The sequence below is a fragment of the Shimia sp. R9_1 genome (assembly GCF_017743775.1).
Classification (GTDB): domain Bacteria; phylum Pseudomonadota; class Alphaproteobacteria; order Rhodobacterales; family Rhodobacteraceae; genus Shimia.
The window spans coordinates 175951-193846 of sequence record NZ_JAGHRN010000005.1; the positions used below are offsets into that span (position 1 = coordinate 175951).

Consider the following 17896-nt stretch of genomic DNA (forward strand, 5'->3'; position numbering starts at 1 on the left):
CCAACCAAAAAGGGCGAGAGAACCTCCTCGCCCTTTCTGTATATCCATTTGAGTTGCCGAGATCAGCTCCGGCTCAGATCGCTCACCGCAATTGGCACGCCGTCTTTGAGCACCGCAACGCCACAGGCGGGCACCGTCACATCCCCAAGGTTTTCCGCAAAGCCATTGTAGTTGATCACAAATTCCAGCTCTCCGAAGCGGCGCTTGCGCAGCCCCTCCGGCACAGGACTGACAGTGAAACCAGCCTTCCCAGCTGCCATAGCCACAAGCCGATCCCACAACGCATCATCTGGGAAACTGCCGAGATACCAACGGTCTCCCTGCCCCATCAGCACCGGCGCGCCAGCCTCCGTCGCCAGCAGCACCTCTGCCCCGCCGCTCAGCCGTTCATGCCAATGATCAGCCATGCCACCGCCAGCCACCGGCATCCCGGCATGAGGTGGCATGCTTTCAATCAGTTCCACACGCACATCCAGCCCCGGCAACTCCGGGCGTCCACCCGCAGGGATAAAGAAGTCTTCGGTAATCGCCCCGGTGCGCGGCCCATAAATGCCCAACGCGCCTGCGGTACTCACCGCCTCCACCAATGCCAGATCCACCGTCGCCACGCCCGGTGCAAACACCGCTTTGTAGCCTGCAAAGTCACGGCAAGAGGCGCTTACGATGTCCACCGAAAGCCCCGCACGGCGCAGCCCGCGGTAGGCCGAAAACACCAGTCTGAAATAGTCAAAGCCAGCGCCCTGCGGCTGTGTGTGCCAGGCCCAATCCGAAGGATAATCAAACACCAGCGCCACCTCGGCCTGCTGTGTCTCTTGCGGGGGCAAATCGGCCAAAATCTTGGCCACCGCACGCGCCTCATCCATGCCCGGTGCCTCACGGCCATCGGGCGTCTGCAGCCCTGCGTGCATCTGCTCCTGCGCAAACGGGGCCTGCCGCCAGCGGAAATAGCTCACTACCTCTGCCCCATGGGCAAAGGCCTCCAGCGACCACAGCGCCACCATCCCTGGCAAAGGTGCGGGGTTATACGGTGCCCAATTCACCGGGCCGGGTTGCTGTTCCATGACCCACCAACGACCCTTGCCCACCGCACGATAGAGATCGTGGTGGAAGGCCTGCATGTCCGGATCCCCTTGGCGCAGGAACCGCACCTTATGGTCCTCTGACGCCTCCAGGCGATCTGATAGAAAGCCAATCGGATAGCTGTCCCAGCTCGCGATATCGAGGTCTTCGCCCACATCAAAATGGTCAAATTCCAGAATGCGGCCCATGTAGTTGTGGATCAGCGGCGCATCGGTATGGGCACGCAGAATATCGGTCTGAACCTTGTTGAATGCCACCACTTGATCGGAGGAAAACCGGCGGAAGGCCAGCACATGTGCAGGGTTCGGCTCGGTCACCGTAAGGTTGGGCAAGTCGATCTGTTCAAAGGAGAAATACTCCATCGACCAGAAGATATTGCCCCAGGCCTCATTCAGCGCCTCAACCGTGCCATAGCGCGCCTTGCACCAGGCTTGGAACGCGACCTTGGCGGGTTCTGAATAGCTCAAAATCGTATCGTGACAGCCGTACTCATTGTCGGTCTGCCAGGCCGCCACATATGAGTTCCTACCGTAGCGCTCCGCAATGATCTTGGTGATCCGCGCGCTCTCCGCCTTAAACCCTTCATGGCTGAAGCAATAATGCCGACGCGAGCCAAATTTGCGTGGATTGCCATTTTCATCCACCGCCAGCATGTCGGGGTGTTTGTCGATCATCCAGCGCGGCGGTGTCGCGGTCGGTGTGCCCAGCACAACCTTCAAGCCGGCACTGCCCAGCACGTCAATCGCGCGGTCCAGCCATTCCAGCGTCAGCGTGCCTGCCACAGACTCCATACGGCTCCAGGCAAACTCGCCAATCCGCACCCAGGTGATGCCTGCCGCGATCATATCGGCGGCATCTTTCGCCCACATCTCCTCCGGCCAATGCTCCGGATAATAACAGACGCCCAGCTCTTGTTTCATAGGATCACCCGCGGTTCCGCAACGCCCTGACCGGCGTTTTCCTGCACAAATGTCATGCCGTTTTCCGGCGCAGCAGCCAGAACATCAGCCGCCAGATCTTCCGCCGCTGTGGTCACATAGAGATCGCGCAGCTCGGGGCCACCAAAGGCAGGACAAGAGGCTTGCACCCCGCCCACCTCCACGGCCTTCACAAAGTTGCCCGCAGGATTATAGGCCGCCACACGCGCGGCCCCCCATTGCGCGATCCAGACATTGCCTTCGGCATCCACGACCGCGCCATCCGGGTTCAACCCTTCCGGCTTCAGGTCGAGATAAACCTCCACCGCGCCCACAGGCCAGCCGGTATCCGAGTCCACACTTTGGCGCATCACCTGCCCTGTCGGCGTGTCGGCGTAATAGGCACAGGCGCGTGTCTGATCAAAACAGATCGCGTTTGAGATGGTGATGTCTCCAACCACCTGACGCAGTTCCCCTTTGTAGAACCGATAGATCGCACCGGCCTTGGCCTCAGCGGATTTCCCCATGGTCCCGATCCAGAAACCGCCCCAAGGATCTGCGCGCCCGTCGTTAGAGCGCGTCACCGGATTGTCGGCTTCCAGATCGACCACATGCTCGCGCAGGCCGCACTCCAGATCCATCCGCCACAGCGCGGTCTCTGAGGCCACGAGGAGAGTCTCCTCATCCACCCAGCCAGCGGCGGAGAAGAACTCATCAAACACCCATTCCTGCTGCACGCCCTCTTTCTGGGTCAGCAGACGTTTGCCTTTGATATCAAACCAATAAAATTGCTCGCGCACCGGATGCCAGAGCGGCCCTTCCCCCAACTCACAGACACGATTGTCAAAGACGACGCTCATGCCATGGCCTCATCATAGGCCGCCACAATCGCATTTGCCTTGGTGCGCACATCAGCTGCACTCATCCCCGGTTTGTAGATCGCAGAGCCGATGCCAAATCCGCTCGCACCTGCCGCGACCCACTCACCAAAGTTGTCCGGCCCCGCACCGCCCACAGCATAGACCGCACGGTCTTTGGGCAGCACGGCGCGCATCGCTTTAAGGCCCGCTGGCCCCGCCATGTCACCGGGGAAAAGCTTCAGCCCTGTTGCGCCAGCCTTCAGTGCGGCAAAAGCTTCGGTGGGCGTGAACACGCCGGGCCAGCTTTCCATGCCAAGACTTGCTGTGTGGGCAATCACGTCCACATCGCAGTTGGGCGAGACTATCAATTGCCCGCCAACCGCTTTCACCGCGTCCACCTGCGCCACCTCCAGCACCGTGCCTGCGCCCACAAGCGCTTGAGCGCCGATGGATTTAGCCAGCAACCCGATGCTCTCCAGCGGCTCCGGCGAGTTCAGCGGCACCTCGATCTTATCAATGCCTGCGGCGAGAATTTCCTGTGCAATCGCTTCCACTTCGCCCGGGGTCACCCCGCGCAAGATCGCAATAATCGACCGGCTCATGTTGTTATCCCAAAAGGTTGCGCGCGGCGATCAGCCCCGCAAGTGTCATTTCCTGGCAGTCCACCACAGAGACGAACCCACCCTGCGCCTTGAGCGCCTCAGCGTAGATATTTGAGAGCGCCGCATCGCCAATCACCGCGATCTGCTGCCCCAGCCAATAGGGGCGCGATGCCGCCAGCTCGGCACCCAACAAAAGGCCCGAGAGCCGCGCACGGCCAACAGCCGCAGGCGTCGCCTCCAGCAGGTCACTGGCCCGGATCGCAAACAGCTCTGTCGCGAGATTTTCCGGGCGCGACAGCGTCACATCCATGCCCGCGCGGAAGGCCTCTTCGTCCCAGCCTTCGCCGACCGAGTGCTGCAGCACCGATTGTTTGGACAGAAGCGCAAACATCTCTCCGGTCATGAAGGTGCGAAAGCTCACCACCTCGTCCGCGCTCACATGCACCCATTTCGTATGGGTGCCCGGAAGGCACAAAACCCCGTCCCAGTTCTGATGTTTGGACAGAAAGCCAGCAACCTGGGTCTCTTCGCCCCGCATCACATCGGCGGGTTTCATCTGCTTCAGGCCCGGCACCACATGCACACGCAGGCGCGCATCCGTATCCGGCACGCGAATGATGCGTTCCGCCAAGGCCGGCGCAGGCACCGCGCTGTAAGGCGCCTCAACCCAGCCCTGACGCGCGCCAACCATGCCGCAGGCAATCACATCGGTCACGCCATCGCCCAGCCAGTCTCCAACCAGCGCCATCAAGGCCGGCTCAAACTCTGCCTTGCTGAGCTTGGACATACCCTGCTCTGACTCTGCAGTGGCCAGCACCTTCTCGCCCGACATGGCAAAGACCCGCAACCGAGAGGTGCCCCAATCCACCGCGATCCATTCTGCTTGCACGCTCATCACTTACCCCGAAACCACAACGCCACCGTCCACTGCCATACATTGGCCCGTCATCATCCGGCTGGCATTGGAGGCGAGATACAGCGTCGGATCGATCATATCCTCGGGCTTCAGATGCTCTTTCAGACACTGACGCTCCATATGCGCCGCCAGCGCTTCCGGCTCGGCCCACATGTCCAATTGTTTCTGGGTCAGCACCCAGCCCGGCGCCAGCGCATTGACGCGAATGCCTTTTGGCCCCAGCTCCCGCGCCAGCGAACGGGTCATCCCGGTGATCGCCGCATTGGCCGCCGTATAAATCGGGTAGCCTGCGTTACCCATGATGTAGCTGATCGAGCTGAAATTGATGATCGAGCCGCCGTCCGTCATCTGCCGCGCCGCTTCCTGACAGGCAAAGAAATAGGCTTTCTGGTTCACCGCCTGCATCCAGTCGTAGAACGCTTCGTCCACCTCATCGAGTGCATGGCGCTGGTCGTTGGCCGCGTTGTTCACCACCACATCCAGACCGCCGTGTTCTCCCACCGCCTGCTGGATCGTTTCGCGCAGGCGCGGAATGTCAGAGATATCGCCTTGCATGAACAGAGGCGTGGCGCCGTGTTTGGTTTCCATCTCTGCGATGAAGTCATCCGCAGCGGAGCGCCCGATGATGGCCACCTTTGCGCCCTGCGCCATAAACCCGTCGGTCAGGGCCGCGCCGATGCCACTGGCCCCGCCTGTGATGTAAACGGACTTGCCTTTGAGATCTGGAAAAATCGTGCCTGCCATCAGTGGCTCTCCCGTGTGACCAAACGTGTGTCCTTGCCGACGAGGAAGTCGAGGTCCGCACCTTTGTCGGCCTGCAACACGTGGTCGTAATAAAGTTTTGCGTAGCCGCGTGTATAATGCTCTGGATCGGGCTGCCAGTCGGCACGGCGCGCCTCAAGCTCTGCTTCATCCACCAGCAGCTCCAGCACACCGTTTTGCGCTGACACTTTGATGCGGTCACCGGTTTTCACCAACGCCAGCGTGCCCCCGGCCTGTGCCTCCGGGCTGACATGCAGGATCACAGTGCCAAAGGCCGTGCCAGACATACGCGCATCCGACACGCGGATCATATCTCGCACGCCCTCCTTCACCAGCTTGGCTGGGATCGGCATATTGCCCACCTCCGGCATCCCCGGATAGCCCTTCGGACCACAGCCTTTCAGCACCAGAATAGTTTCCGGCGTCACCGGCAGATCATCCCGGTCAATATTGGCTTTCAGGTCTTCGATGTTTTCAAACACAAAGGCCTCGCCCTCATGCTCCAACAGCGCATCCGTCGCCGCGGAAGGCTTCACAATCGCGCCGTTGGGAGCAAGATTGCCTCGCAGCACGCGCAGCCCGGCGGCGGGTTTGACCGGATTATCGAGCGGGCGGATCACGTCGTCATTATAGATCTCAGCCCCCTCGTGATAGGTCACAATATCTTTGCCCAACACGGTATTGGCCGGACGCACGTGATCTTTCAGCTGGCTCAACACGGCAGGCACACCGCCCGCGTAGCAGAAGTCTTCCATCAGGTATTTGCCTGATGGCATACAGTTGACGAGCAGCGGGATTTCAGAACCGATCTCAAAGTCCTTCAGCGTCAGATCCACACCCACACGGCCCGCCAGCGCCAGCAAATGCACCACCGCGTTGGTGGAGCCCCCCACTGCCGCATTGGCCAGAATGGCGTTTTCAAAGGCTTCTTTGGTGAGGATGTCCGACGGTTTCAGATCTTCATCCACCATTTCCACAATGCGTTTGCCGGTCAGATGCGCCAGCGCCATCCGGCGCGCATCCACTGCAGGCAATGCCGCATTGGTCGGCAGCGCCATCCCCATCGCTTCGACAAGAGAGGCCATGGTGGAGGCCGTGCCCATGGTCATGCACACGCCCGCGCTGCGGCTCATGCCGCTTTCTGCATTCATGAAATCCTGCAGGGTCATCTCGCCCGCGCGGACCTCTTCAGAGAACTTCCAGACATCGGTGCCAGAGCCAATGTCCTTGCCCTTGAACTTGCCGTTCAGCATCGGGCCGGAGCTCACCACGATGGTCGGCAGGTCCACCGACGCCGCGCCCATCAGCTGCCCCGGCGTGGTCTTGTCACAGCCGCCCAGCAGCACAACACCGTCAATGCCATAGGCGCGGATGCTCTCTTCCACATCCATCGCCAGCAGATTGCGAAACAGCATCGCGGTCGGCTTCATCTGGGTCTCGCCAAGCGACATCACCGGGAACTCCACCGGGAAGCCCCCCGCCTCCCAGACCCCGCGCTTCACGCCTTCGGCCAACGTGCGCAGACCGGAGTTACAGGGGGTCAGCTCCGACCAGGTGTTGCAAATCCCGATGATCGGGCGCCCATCAAAAGCGTGATCCGGAAAGCCCTGGTTTTTCATCCAGCTGCGGTGAATGAACCCGTCTTTGTCCAGCTTGCCATACCAATGCTGGGAGCGGCGTTTCTTGGTCATACTCGTTTTCCTTCAATCACCCACATCCGGTCCGGGAAGGACCACGGCAGGATGAGTCCGTGTTGCATCAATATCTGGCCACTCACCGTGAGCGGCCCGTCTTTTATCGGCATCTCGCGACGGGACAAATGATGTGCCTCCTCGCGGTTGATCAGCTCAATTTCGTAGTGCGCATCCGGCTCTAGCCCCGTGAGCCTCAAAGGACGCGGCATGATCTGCCTCCCGGTGTCCGCCTTACCGGCAAAAACCACAAAGCGCGTCTTGTCCTGCGCCAGTTGCTGCTCTGCAATCACACTGCTGTCCGCCGCATCCAGCCGAAGGATGTCCGCCGACATACGCCAGTCCCGATTGGCCTTCCACCAGGTGGTGACACGGGTCAGCACCTCGGTTTCACTGTCCGTCAGCTCGCGAGGGTCCATTTCGCACCCCATATGCCGCTGCGCCGCCACCCAGGCGCGGAAATGGATGTCATGCACCCGCCCGGAGGTATGGCAATGGCGCGGCCCAACATGGCTGCCGGTGATCGCCGCAGGCAGCATCAGCGCCGCATCATGCTGAATACGCAACCGCTCCAGCGCGTCATTGCTGTCACTCAGCCAAACCCGCTGCGTATTGCGCAAAATCCCCGCATCAATCCGCCCCCCACCAGAGGCGCAGCTCTCAATCTCCACCTTAGGGAACGCCGCGCGCAGCGCGCCCATCAGCGCATAGATGCCTTCCGCCTGCGCCGCATCAGCCACGGGCAGCAAGCGGTTGTGATCCCACTTGATGTAATCAATGTCGTGGCTTTCCAGGATCGCGCTGATCTTGCCATAGAGGTAACCCCGCACCTCAGGGTTGGCCATATCCAACACCCGTTGCTGACGCCCTTCGATCTGATCTGCGGGCCCGAGGATCCACTCCGGATGGGCCCGCGCCAGATCACTGTCGAGGTTGACCATCTCCGGCTCAAACCACAGGCCAAAGACCATCCCAAGCGACGCCACATGATCTATCAGCGGGCTCAGCCCGTCTGGCCATTTGCGCGGATCAATGTCCCAATCCCCAAGACTGGAGGTGTCATCATCGCGTTTCCCGAACCAGCCGTCGTCCAGCACAAACCGCTCCGCGCCCAGTGCCGCGGCCCGATCGGCAATCGCCTTGAGTTCCTCAAAGTCGTGATCAAAGTAGATCGCTTCCCAGCAATTATAGTGCACCGGGCGCGCACGCTCCGGATGCGGCCAGGTCACCACATGGTCCCGCAGATGACGCTGGAATGCCACTGCGCAGCCATTCAACCCTGTATCGGAAACCGATAGATAGAGCTTTCCAGTCTCAAACTGCGTCCCCGCGCGGCGCGTGCCGGTGGCATGGCCCCACTGGATCTGACGCCGCCCATCCGGCAGCTCTTCGGCATACATGACATGTCCACCAGACCAGCCGTAATGCATCGCAAAGACCTGGCCTTGTGTATTGCTTGCGCCCTGCTCCGGGAAATAGGCCAGCGGCGGGTGCTCATGGCCGGACCGGCCCGTGCGCGCCTCCCGCATCAGAACCCCTGCGCGCCATGGGCTGCGTTCCATCTGAAACTCACCAACCCAGCGGCCCGAGAAATGCAAAATCTCCGCCCCCATCTGCGGCCCCGGCAGCACCGGCGCAGCCAGATGGTGCACACTGATCTCCGCACGGGAGGTCAGCGTGGTTGAGGCGGCAATCACATCACCCTCAACGGCAAAGGTGAAGGTCAGCGTCAGCCCGGCCTCTGCGTCCTCGCAGACAAAGCGCGCGCCGTCGGTCTCAATCAGTTTAAAACGTGGATAAAGCGCCTGCCCATCGCGGTAGGCCACCAGCCCCGCCTGCCCCTGAAAGCTGTTGCCCGCTTCCGGACACAGCGACAGGGCGGGCAGTGCGTCGATCATGCCCCCGGTCACATCACGCGCGGTCGCGGCCGCAAGCGCGCTCAAATCGTCTCCCGCAGGCAACGGAGCGCCCCAGTAGAGCGCGCCGGGCACGCCCCCGTCTGAACCAAGCACCAATGTCTGACCCGGCGCATCAATGCGCCAGGTTTGCAAAGCTTGCGTCACTTCACAGCTCCCAAAGTGAGACCGGCAATGAAGTGCCGTTGCATCAGGAAGAACATCGCCACAGGGGGCAGAGCCGCCACAATCGAGCCTGCGCTCATCAGGTGATAGGCAGCACGGTACTGCGCGTTAAACGAGGTGATCCCGGCGGTCACAGGCTGGCTCTCCGCCCCTTGGGTCAGCACCACCGCCCAGAAATAGTCGTTCCAGATGAAAGTGAAGATCAGCACCGAAAGCGCCGCCAGCGCGGGCTTCATCAGGGGCAACACCACATACCAGAAGATGCGCCATTCGCTCACACCTTCCACCCGCGCCGCCTCAATCAGCTCAAACGGCAGAGCGCGGATGAAGTTGCGCATAAACAGCGTGCAGAACCCGGTCTGGAAAGCCACATGGAACAGCACAAGGCCGGTCTTGGTGTTGTACAGCCCCATGTCCAGCGTCAGGTCACGAACCGGCACCATCAGGATCTGGAACGGCACGAAGTTTCCGGCCACAAACATAAAGAAGATCCAGAGGTTGGCGCGGAACTTATAAATCCCCAGCGCAAACCCCGTCATCGAACTAAGCGCCACAGCCCCGATCACCGTTGGGATGGTGATCATAAAGGAGTTCAGCAGATAACGTGGCATGTCGGAGTCAAAGAAGACCCGCCCATAGTTCGCCGCGCCTTCAAAGCTCGAAGGCAGCCCCCAATAGTTGCCGGAAGTGAAATCCGCATCCGGCTTGATGGAGAACAGAGCCACGGCCAGCAATGGCGCGAGCCAGAGCAGCAGCGCAATCGGCAGCATGGTCTTATAGGCAAGCTGCGCGGCCTGAGGCTGTTTTTCAATCGGTTGTGGAAACATCTCAGTGCCCCTTCTCTTCGCGGTACATCGACCACAGGAAGTAGGTGATAAAGCAGAGCATGATCAGGAACAGCACCACGGCAATCGCCGCGCCATAGCCCATGCGGAAACCGTATTCCGACAGCGCCACTTCAAACATATAGTAAGCCAGCACACGCGAGCTGCCAAACGGGCCGCCCTGCGTCATGATGGAGATCAGATCAAAGGAGCGCAGCGCGCCGATGATCGTCACCACAAAGGCAATGAAGGTCGCCGGGCGCAGCTGCGGCAGAATGATGTGCCAGAGCATTTTCCAACCCTTCGCCCCATCCAGACGACCGGCCTCGATCTGCTCCGGATCCACCGCGTTCAGGCCGGTGAGGTAGAGGATCATGCAGTAAGCCGTCTGCGGCCACAGGCCCGCAGCAACGATGCCATAGGTCACAAGGTCTTCGTTCCCAAGCACATTGATCGGGCCCATACCAACCCAGCCCAGCATTGTGTTCAGCAGGCCGAAGTTCGGATCGTAAAACCAGCTGAACACCAGACCAACCACCACCTGGCTGATCACGAAAGGAAAGAAGAACAGGGACTTATAGATACGGATGCCCGCAACGGTCTGGTTCAGGAACAGCGCAATGAACAGTCCGGCAGGAATGGCAAGCAGGTAGAGAAACAGCCACAGCACGTTGTTTTTCAACGACACAAAGAAGGCGTCTCGATCCACATACTCCCAATAAAGGTCTTCATAGTTGCGAAAGCCCACATAGGTCTTTTCGCCCAACCCGTCCCACTCATAGAGCGACAGGTTGAAAGATTGGAACACCGGCGCGATCACATAGACCGCGAAAAACAGGATGCCCGGCGCCAGGAAAACCCAGGGCGCGATGCGCTGTTGATTGCGGTGGAACCAGCTTTCGGTTTCAGGAATTTCAGAAGAAACGGTCATAACATAACCCGGGGTTTGAGGGCTGAGAGGCGGAGAATTCCCCCGCCTCTCGTGTCAAACGGCGGTCAACTGGCCAGAAGGCCAAGCCAACGCCTTGTTTTTATTTATAGATACGACCGCGTGCGCGCTCGAGCTTGGCCAGGATCTTGTCCAGCTGATCTGGCTTCACCATGAACTCCTGGAAACCTTCCATGGAGACTTTGGCCATCTCTGCTGGGGCATCACGGTCCCAGAACTGCGCCACACCACCGGTGGAGTTGGTGGACAGCATCTCAAAGCCCTGCTGCAGGAACTTGTCATCATCCACGGAGGAGGCTGCGTTCACAGGCAGCTGACCCAGGTTCTTGCCGTTGTTGATGATGGTCTGCTCTTCTGGCGAAGTGGCAAAGCGCAGGAACTCACGTGCCGCTTCTTTGTTCTTCGCGTTTGCAGGGATGTGGAAGGTGTCGGTTGGTGCATCTTCAGATAGTGCAACGTCCGGGTTGATCTTCACAAACTGATAGAAGTCCAGCTGGTCATCAGACAGGCCTGCTTCGCGCAGCGGCGCCACAGCGAAGTTGCCCATCAGATAGGCTGCTGCTTCACCGTTCACCATGAACGGCAGCGCTTCCTGCCAGCTGTAGGTCTGGTGGTCAGCAATAAAGCCGCCCATGTCGATCAGCTCTTTCCAGTTCATGAAGGTCTGCTTCACGCGCTCGTCTTCCCAAGACACGTTGCCAGCGGCCAGATCCATGTGGAAATCAAAGCCGTTGGTGCGCATGTTCAGATAGTCAAACCAGCCGCCAGCGGTCCACAGGTACTTGGTGCCGATGGTGTAGCAGGCGCGGCCAGACTCTACGATCTTGGCGCAGTTGGCTTTCTCTTCGTCCCAGGTGGTTGGCTCAGACAGGCCCAGCTCCGCGAAGATATCTTTGCGGTAGTAAACGCCCCACTGATAGTAGGTGTAGGCGACGCCCCACTGCTTGTCGTCAATGGTCAGAGCACCTTTGGTGGAAGCCAGACCTTCTGCGATGGCTGGCTCTGCATAAAGATCGGATACATCTTCAAACAGGCCCGCTTCTACGTAGGGGCGCATACGGTTGGCGGCATACCAGGTGGCAACATCCGGCGCATTTGCGGTCAGGAAGTTGCGGATCTGGGTCTTATAGGCTTCGCGATCGATCACAGTGGTTTCGATGTTCAGGTCCGGGTGCTTCTCACCGAAACGCGCAATCATCGCTTCCATTGTCGCGCGCGGCGCTGGGTTCGATGTGTCCAGGAAAATGGTCAGATCGCCGCTCAGCTCCGCGGAAGCCGGTACAGCAAACGCCGAAGCAACCGCGGCCGCGGCTGCAGTGGTTTTCATTTTGGAAAGCATTGTGTCCTCCCTGTGCTCCAAAATTATGTAAGTTTTGGTTTCATTATTTGAAACCTCGTTTTACATATTGAAAACTACACCCTGTTCGAGCTAGGTTGTCAACAGATTCCTGCGGATCCGCAGGAAAGCGGAGGAGCATAGAAGCGTCATGGCAGGCGACGGAACAGTCGGCAAAGCACTGGATGTGCTTGATCAAGTGGCCGCCTTTGAGCGGCCTGTGCGCTTTGGAGAGTTGCAGGAACAAAGCGCCTTCCCGAAGGCCACGCTCTATCGGTTTCTGCAAACCCTGACCAATCAGGGCATGCTGTCTTATGACAGCGAACGGCAAACCTACACGCTGGGCATTCGCCTGGTGCGTCTCGCCCATGCCGCATGGACACAAAGCTCGCTTGCCCCCATCGCCCGCCCACATCTGGATGCGCTCTCGCAAGCCACCGGAGAAACCGTGCATCTCGCGCAGCTGGACGCCTCGCAGGTGCTTTATGTGGACAAACGAAACGCGCGCGACCCGGTTGAAATGTATTCTCAGGCTGGCAAGGTTGGCCCCGCCTACTGCACCGGCGTTGGCAAAGCGATGATGGCCTTTCTGGATGAAGCCACTTTGGCGTCCGCCATCGCCCAACAGAGCTTTCACCGCTTCACCCCCACCACCTTGGTGACAGGGGAAGACTTGCGCGCCGAGCTCGAAAACATCCGGGCGCGCGGTTACGGCTTTGACCGGGAGGAACATGAACCCGGCATCGTCTGTATCGCAGCGCCAGTTCTCACACCCAACGGCCGCATGCTGGGTGCTTTGTCCGTGACTGGCCCGACCAGCCGAACCTCACTTGATCAACTTGAAACCTGGGCGCCGCGCGTGATGGAAACCGCCGCTCAAATTGGCCGGGAAGCCCAGGCATGGCGTTTCCCCGAAACCAGACAACAAAAGGTAGCGACCACATGACAGGCGTAACTCTGCAAGGAGCCATCAAGAAATACGGCGAAACGCAGGTGATCCACGGCGTGGATCTGCAGATCGAAGATGGCGAATTCTGTGTGTTTGTCGGCCCGTCAGGCTGCGGCAAGTCCACCCTGCTGCGCATGATCGCCGGTTTGGAGGAGACCACCGGCGGCACCATCAACATCGGCTCGCGCGATGTCACCCACATGGACCCGGCCAAGCGCGGCGTCGCCATGGTGTTCCAGACCTACGCGCTTTATCCGCATATGACCGTGGCCGAAAACATGGGCTTTGGCCTGCGCATGAACGGCGTGCCCAAGGCCGAGATTGAGGAGAAGGTGCAAAAGGCCTCCTCGATCCTCAAGCTGGATCAATACCTCAAGCGCAAACCCAAAGCGCTCTCGGGTGGTCAGCGTCAGCGTGTCGCCATTGGCCGGGCCATTGTGCGCGGGCCGGAAGTCTTCTTGTTTGACGAACCGCTCTCCAACCTCGATGCGGAACTGCGTGTCGACATGCGCGTGGAAATCGCCCGCCTGCATCAGGAAATCGGCGCCACCATGATCTATGTGACCCATGATCAGGTCGAAGCCATGACCATGGCCGACAAGATCGTGGTGCTGCGTGATGGCCGCATCGAACAAGTCGGCGCGCCGCTGGATCTCTACCGCGATCCCGACAACCGCTTTGTGGCGGGTTTCATCGGCTCCCCCTCCATGAACTTCCTGGAATGTGATGTGGTGGACGGCACGCTGACAAACCCCGCCTTCTCCGCGCCCATCCCCTCCCCCATCGCATTGCCGCAGAACCAGACCAAAGTGACGCTCGGCATTCGCCCGGAGCATCTGCAATTGGATCACAGCGCAGACCAGCTCACCATCGAGCTCACCGAAGCGCTTGGCGGCGTGTCCTACTGCTATCTCGGCGGCATCGGCGACACCCGCCTGATTGTTGAGGAACGCGGCGATGATCGCAGCCCTGAAGGCGCGAAGGTCGGCCTCACAATCCCGGCCGAGCGCATCTACCTGTTTGACCCCGACACCGGCGCGCGCATCCGCTGAGTGACGGAACAAGCAACAAACAGACGCCCCGTTCTTTGAGCGGGGCATTTTTCTGTGCATAGCAGTGCACTGGCTTGATTTTGGGAAATCCGGACACAACGGACATAAAGCGTCAGCGCTTGACCAACCGTTTTGGAATTCATTTCATCGCGTGCAACTGAACAAGTTGACCACGGCCGGAATTCTGACTTCACCCCTTGCTTGGAACTTCTCAAAGGCTAGCTTCACAGCCCCTTCTATTGCCGCCTCATCCGTTTCTGTTCCCATATGAGCTTTCACTATGCGAGCCGCAGGACCTACCTTACTGGCCGCTCTGGCAGCGCCTGCGACACCGCCCGGAGGTGTCAGTTCAATATCCATTGGTCGCGCTTCAATATTGGACAGACCTGCCTGAACAATCAGTTCTCTGACACGATCGCAATCTTGAAATGCAGTTGGACCAGGAGCATGGGGATTCCCCTGAGGCTGAGGTCCAAGCCTTTCCTCTGCCGCTTTTTTTGGGTATCTCGAACCAAGGGTTTTCCGCTACTGACGCCCAGCTCACGAAGACCATTTTACCTTGTGTATCCAGCGCCCTGGCTAAATTTCCCAATGCGACAACCGTGTCAGAGAAAAAGCTCATGCCCAATCGTGAGACCAAAATATCAAAAGACTGGTCAGAAAAATCATGTGTTTGAGCATCGGCCAAAAGGAATGAAACGTTCCGTAAACCTTCCCCTTCTGCTCTTCTGGATGCGCGTTTGAGAAGCGGGTCAGAGATATCTACCCCAAGCACCGCGCCGTCGGAAACCCGTCGAGCGGCTTCAAGTGTACTGGCACCGGTTCCACATCCAATGTCGATGATACGGTCCGTAGGAACAATTTCAGCAACATCGAGCATCATGTCCAGCATGCCGGACATCGCGGTATCCAGAGCATGCTCGTGTTCAATCCATTTCAGGCCCGCGGGAGACGTCCAATAATCAGCCTGCGCCCTATTTGCTTCCATGAAAGATCACCTCTTTCATCCCAAACTAGCAAACATTCCCGGAATGCGCAGCATTGGACATTTGGCGTCAATCCAGCCACACGCCTCAGCGCCTCACTGCAGGTATCAACCCGCGCTCACCCGTCCGCCTTGTAGTGCGCCAAAAACATTGCGACGCAATCATCCAAGGCATCCTTTGGCGCCGGAGTCTCGCCGAGGAAAAATTCCGGCCAGAAGAAGAAGTTTTTGACGAGCGCCAACAGCTGGTTGGTGGCAAAAACCGGATCCGCCTTACGCAGCACGCCTGCCTCCATGGCCTCTCCAATCAACCGCGTCATCGGGTAATCGTGGGTTTCCGTCTCGGTGAAGAATTTTCTGGAACGGTCAAGATCGCGGATCAGCTCAGAAAGAACCATGCGGTTCAATCCGATGGCCGTCTCTTCTGTTATGACCGCGATATACCGCCACAAAGCGTCTTTTAACTGCTCTACGAAGTCGCCGCTTGGGTCGTAGGCCACCGGCTCCATGCTCTGGTTCTGCTCCAACATGATCGCCGAGATGGCTTCAAACAACGCCTCCTTGCTCTCGAAGTGATTGTAGAGCGTGCGACTCGAAACCTGCGCTTTTTTGGCGATTGAGGTGGTTTTGGCCCCCAGAAATCCCTGTTCGCGGAACTCATCGATCGCCGCATCGATAATATCTTTTCTTTTCTTTTCAGTGCGTTTCACGATTTTCCACCCCAAAAGTAAAATAATCTGTTTACAAGAGACATCCGCCCCACCTAAGTAAACACAGAGATTTACTTTAGCAAGGCGAAACACGATCCTGGAAACCAGTGGACCACGACAATGACCAACCTCTCAAGACGCCACCTCATCCAAACCGCCTCGCTTGCCTCCCTGATGTCCTTCGCGGGCTGGGGCGCAGGCGCAAAACAGACATCCCTTCCCATCAACGCAGGAGCTTCTGAAATGTCCTTCAAACCCGGAACAAACCCCGTCACTTTCAAATCCTTCGGCCTTGATCTTGTGGGCGATCTGTATCTGCCCGAAGACTTCGACCCGGCCAAGACGTACAAGGCCATTGTCGGTGCCAGCCCCTTCCCGCAGGTCAAGGACCAGATCCCAGCGACCTACGGCCCCGAAATGGCCGCGCGCGGCTTTATCTACCTTGGTTTCGACTACATGGGCATGGGCTCCTCTCCGGCGCTTCCCGGCGAACATATGCAATCACGCTACAATTTCCGCCTGATCGAGAATACATGGGACGCCGTGTCCTATCTGGGCACCCTACCGTTTGTTGACGAAATCTACGGTCTTGGCGTTTGTCAGGGCGGTCAGACGATCGCCTCAGCAGCGGTCACAGACCACCGCATCAAGAAGATCGCTATGGTATCAGGTATGATGGCCTCAGACGCATTTCAGTGGACAGACCGGGATATGGCCAATCAGATGATCGCCGCCGCCAACGCCTCGATGCAGACGCAATATGAAACTGGCGCGCCAGACTATGTTGCACCCTTTGGTCTGAACGACGAGATGTCCCGTGAAGAGTTCACCTCTGCAGCTGCTTATCCGGAGATGGCTGGCGAAACTTACGACTACTACGGTCGCGACGGCGCCAAAGGGCCGATTGCCGTACCGAATTACACCAATATGCACATCGGTGATCAGCCCATGCAGTCCTTGTTCTCGATCTGTGAAGCATATGCCGACAAGATCGTGCAACCATCGCTGACAATCTATGGCACAAACGCCGCAACTGCGATTTGCTCAACCGCCTTTGTCGAGAAGCTGACCAACGACCACAAAGAGCTGGCCTTTGACGAGTTCACACACGTGGATTTCTACCACAAGCCAGAGGCCGTCAAAGCCTCCACCGATGCCGTGGCAGAATTCTTCAACGCGTAAAATGATTGGTGGAGGTCATAGCAATATGATCTCCACTTTCTCTTGCACTTAAGCTGATACCAGTAGACCAACAGCGCCCATAGCTATTGGCTCCCCCCAGTGACGCCTCTGCGCTCCACCGCAGGCTTCAATCCGCGATCACCCAGTCGTCTGCATAAGCCAGCTCGCCGATCGCCATCCAGGACATGCGCACACGTGCCACACGGCTGTCGCCCCAGGTGCGGAATACGAGCTGAAACCCGAGATTGGTGATTTCTTCGGCCACCACTTCGGAACGGATGTTCGGGCCGCTGTCCATATCCCACAGCGACAATGACACATGCACCGCCGGCGGCACGCGGTACTTGGACCGAAACTTGACCAGTTTGCGCCGCTCCCGTGGCCCATCCCCGGTCCACATCTGTCCATTTTCTTCAAAGTCGGAGAACAGGGCCACATCCCCCTGATCCACCCCGACATAGCTATTTCGTATCCGTTTCATCGCCATCTGTGTGCAAGCCAATAAAGGCAGCATCAAGCCAAAATATGGTTACGAAAACGCAAAAGGCCCCGCCGTGGTGGCGAGGCCTCATGTTGATCATGTCCCGGTTGGGATCAGACCATATCTTCCATGAGCTGTTCCAGATCGGAGAGGAATTTCTCCGCACCGTCCTTGTGCTCTTCACCGGCTTCGGCGGCAGCCTTGCGGGCGTCTGCGATGACGTCCTCAAGATCTGCCTTGGTCACGGTGTCACCGCTATGTGCGTGTTCCGCGATCACCGAGATCGACTCTGCAGAGATTTCCGCGAAACCGCGGGTCACCACAAAATCCTTCTCACCATCCGCCGTCTGAACCCGCACCACGCCTGGGCGCAGCGAGGTCAGCAAAGGCGCATGGCCTGGCATTGCGGTGAGGTCACCATCAGCGCCAGGGATCTGCACGGCGGTCGCCTGGAGCGAAGCAAGGCTCCGCTCAGGGCTGACCAGATCAAATTGCAGTTCGTTTGCCATGTCGGGCCTC

17 protein-coding genes are annotated in these 17896 nt (G+C 58.8%); 3 read left to right on the plus strand and 14 right to left on the minus strand.

The features are described from left to right. Nucleotides 1–62: 62 nt before the first annotated feature. From J7399_RS16270 to J7399_RS16315, 10 genes are all read right to left on the minus strand, one after another. Nucleotides 63–2000, minus strand: a complete 1938-nt coding sequence (locus J7399_RS16270) for a beta-galactosidase (protein ID WP_209087590.1) — start codon at nt 1998–2000, stop codon at nt 63–65. Next, nucleotides 1997–2857 carry an SMP-30/gluconolactonase/LRE family protein gene (locus J7399_RS16275; RefSeq protein WP_209087592.1) on the minus strand — a complete coding sequence of 287 codons (861 nt, stop codon included), beginning with the start codon at nt 2855–2857 and terminating at the stop codon, nt 1997–1999. Before J7399_RS16275 ends, J7399_RS16270 begins: the two co-directional genes overlap by 4 nt. Continuing rightward, nucleotides 2854–3459, minus strand: coding sequence for a 2-dehydro-3-deoxy-6-phosphogalactonate aldolase (locus J7399_RS16280; protein WP_209087594.1), 606 nt, complete (start codon nt 3457–3459; stop codon nt 2854–2856). The genes J7399_RS16275 and J7399_RS16280 overlap by 4 nt, the downstream gene beginning before the upstream one ends. 4 nt (nt 3460–3463) lie before the next feature. Then, nucleotides 3464–4354 carry a 2-dehydro-3-deoxygalactonokinase gene (locus J7399_RS16285; RefSeq protein WP_209087596.1) on the minus strand — a complete coding sequence of 297 codons (891 nt, stop codon included), beginning with the start codon at nt 4352–4354 and terminating at the stop codon, nt 3464–3466. Nucleotides 4355–4357: 3 nt separating this feature from the next. Beyond that, nucleotides 4358–5119, minus strand: coding sequence for an SDR family oxidoreductase (locus J7399_RS16290; RefSeq protein ID WP_209064356.1), 762 nt, complete (start codon nt 5117–5119; stop codon nt 4358–4360). Next, nucleotides 5119–6828: an IlvD/Edd family dehydratase gene (locus J7399_RS16295; RefSeq protein WP_209087598.1), complete on the minus strand. Its 1710-nt coding sequence runs from the start codon at nt 6826–6828 to the stop codon at nt 5119–5121. Before J7399_RS16295 ends, J7399_RS16290 begins: the two co-directional genes overlap by 1 nt. Further along, nucleotides 6825–8891 (minus strand): alpha-galactosidase, encoded by a 2067-nt coding sequence (locus tag J7399_RS16300; RefSeq protein WP_209087600.1) that lies wholly within the window; start codon nt 8889–8891, stop codon nt 6825–6827. Before J7399_RS16300 ends, J7399_RS16295 begins: the two co-directional genes overlap by 4 nt. Continuing rightward, nucleotides 8888–9736: a carbohydrate ABC transporter permease gene (locus J7399_RS16305; protein WP_209079575.1), complete on the minus strand. Its 849-nt coding sequence runs from the start codon at nt 9734–9736 to the stop codon at nt 8888–8890. Before J7399_RS16305 ends, J7399_RS16300 begins: the two co-directional genes overlap by 4 nt. A 1-nt stretch (nt 9737) precedes the next feature. Next, nucleotides 9738–10664 carry a sugar ABC transporter permease gene (locus J7399_RS16310; protein WP_209087602.1) on the minus strand — a complete coding sequence of 309 codons (927 nt, stop codon included), beginning with the start codon at nt 10662–10664 and terminating at the stop codon, nt 9738–9740. A gap of 100 nt (nt 10665–10764) precedes the next feature. After that, a complete protein-coding gene (locus tag J7399_RS16315) occupies nt 10765–12021 on the minus strand; it encodes an ABC transporter substrate-binding protein (protein WP_209079573.1) in 1257 nt (418 codons plus the stop codon). A gap of 148 nt (nt 12022–12169) precedes the next feature. On the opposite strand from J7399_RS16315, the gene J7399_RS16320 reads away from it, so the two are divergent. After that, nucleotides 12170–12964 (plus strand): IclR family transcriptional regulator, encoded by a 795-nt coding sequence (locus J7399_RS16320; RefSeq protein ID WP_209064345.1) that lies wholly within the window; start codon nt 12170–12172, stop codon nt 12962–12964. Next, a complete protein-coding gene (gene ugpC / locus J7399_RS16325) occupies nt 12961–14019 on the plus strand; it encodes a sn-glycerol-3-phosphate ABC transporter ATP-binding protein UgpC (RefSeq protein ID WP_209087604.1) in 1059 nt (352 codons plus the stop codon). The genes J7399_RS16320 and ugpC overlap by 4 nt, the downstream gene beginning before the upstream one ends. Before the next feature lie 370 nt (nt 14020–14389). On the opposite strand, the gene J7399_RS16330 is transcribed toward ugpC, so the two are convergent. Together J7399_RS16330 and J7399_RS16335 are read right to left on the minus strand one after the other, a co-directional pair. Then, entirely contained in the window at nt 14390–15007 is a 618-nt protein-coding gene (locus J7399_RS16330) for a class I SAM-dependent methyltransferase (RefSeq protein ID WP_209087606.1), read from the minus strand. A gap of 116 nt (nt 15008–15123) precedes the next feature. After that, on the minus strand, nt 15124–15714 hold the full coding sequence (locus tag J7399_RS16335) for a TetR/AcrR family transcriptional regulator (protein ID WP_209087608.1): 591 nt from the start codon (nt 15712–15714) through the stop codon (nt 15124–15126). A 120-nt stretch (nt 15715–15834) separates the two neighbouring features. Between J7399_RS16335 and J7399_RS16340 the strand changes: the two genes are divergently transcribed. Further along, the gene (locus J7399_RS16340; protein ID WP_209087610.1) at nt 15835–16896 is read left to right on the plus strand and encodes an alpha/beta hydrolase; all 1062 of its coding nucleotides are present in this window, start codon (nt 15835–15837) and stop codon (nt 16894–16896) included. A gap of 127 nt (nt 16897–17023) precedes the next feature. Here J7399_RS16340 and J7399_RS16345 read toward each other — a convergent pair whose 3' ends face one another. Then, nucleotides 17024–17377, minus strand: coding sequence for an H-type lectin domain-containing protein (locus J7399_RS16345; RefSeq protein ID WP_209087612.1), 354 nt, complete (start codon nt 17375–17377; stop codon nt 17024–17026). 113 nt (nt 17378–17490) lie between these two features. After that, nucleotides 17491–17886, minus strand: a complete 396-nt coding sequence (locus tag J7399_RS16350) for a F0F1 ATP synthase subunit epsilon (RefSeq protein ID WP_209064335.1) — start codon at nt 17884–17886, stop codon at nt 17491–17493. Between the last annotated feature and the right edge of the window lie 10 nt (nt 17887–17896).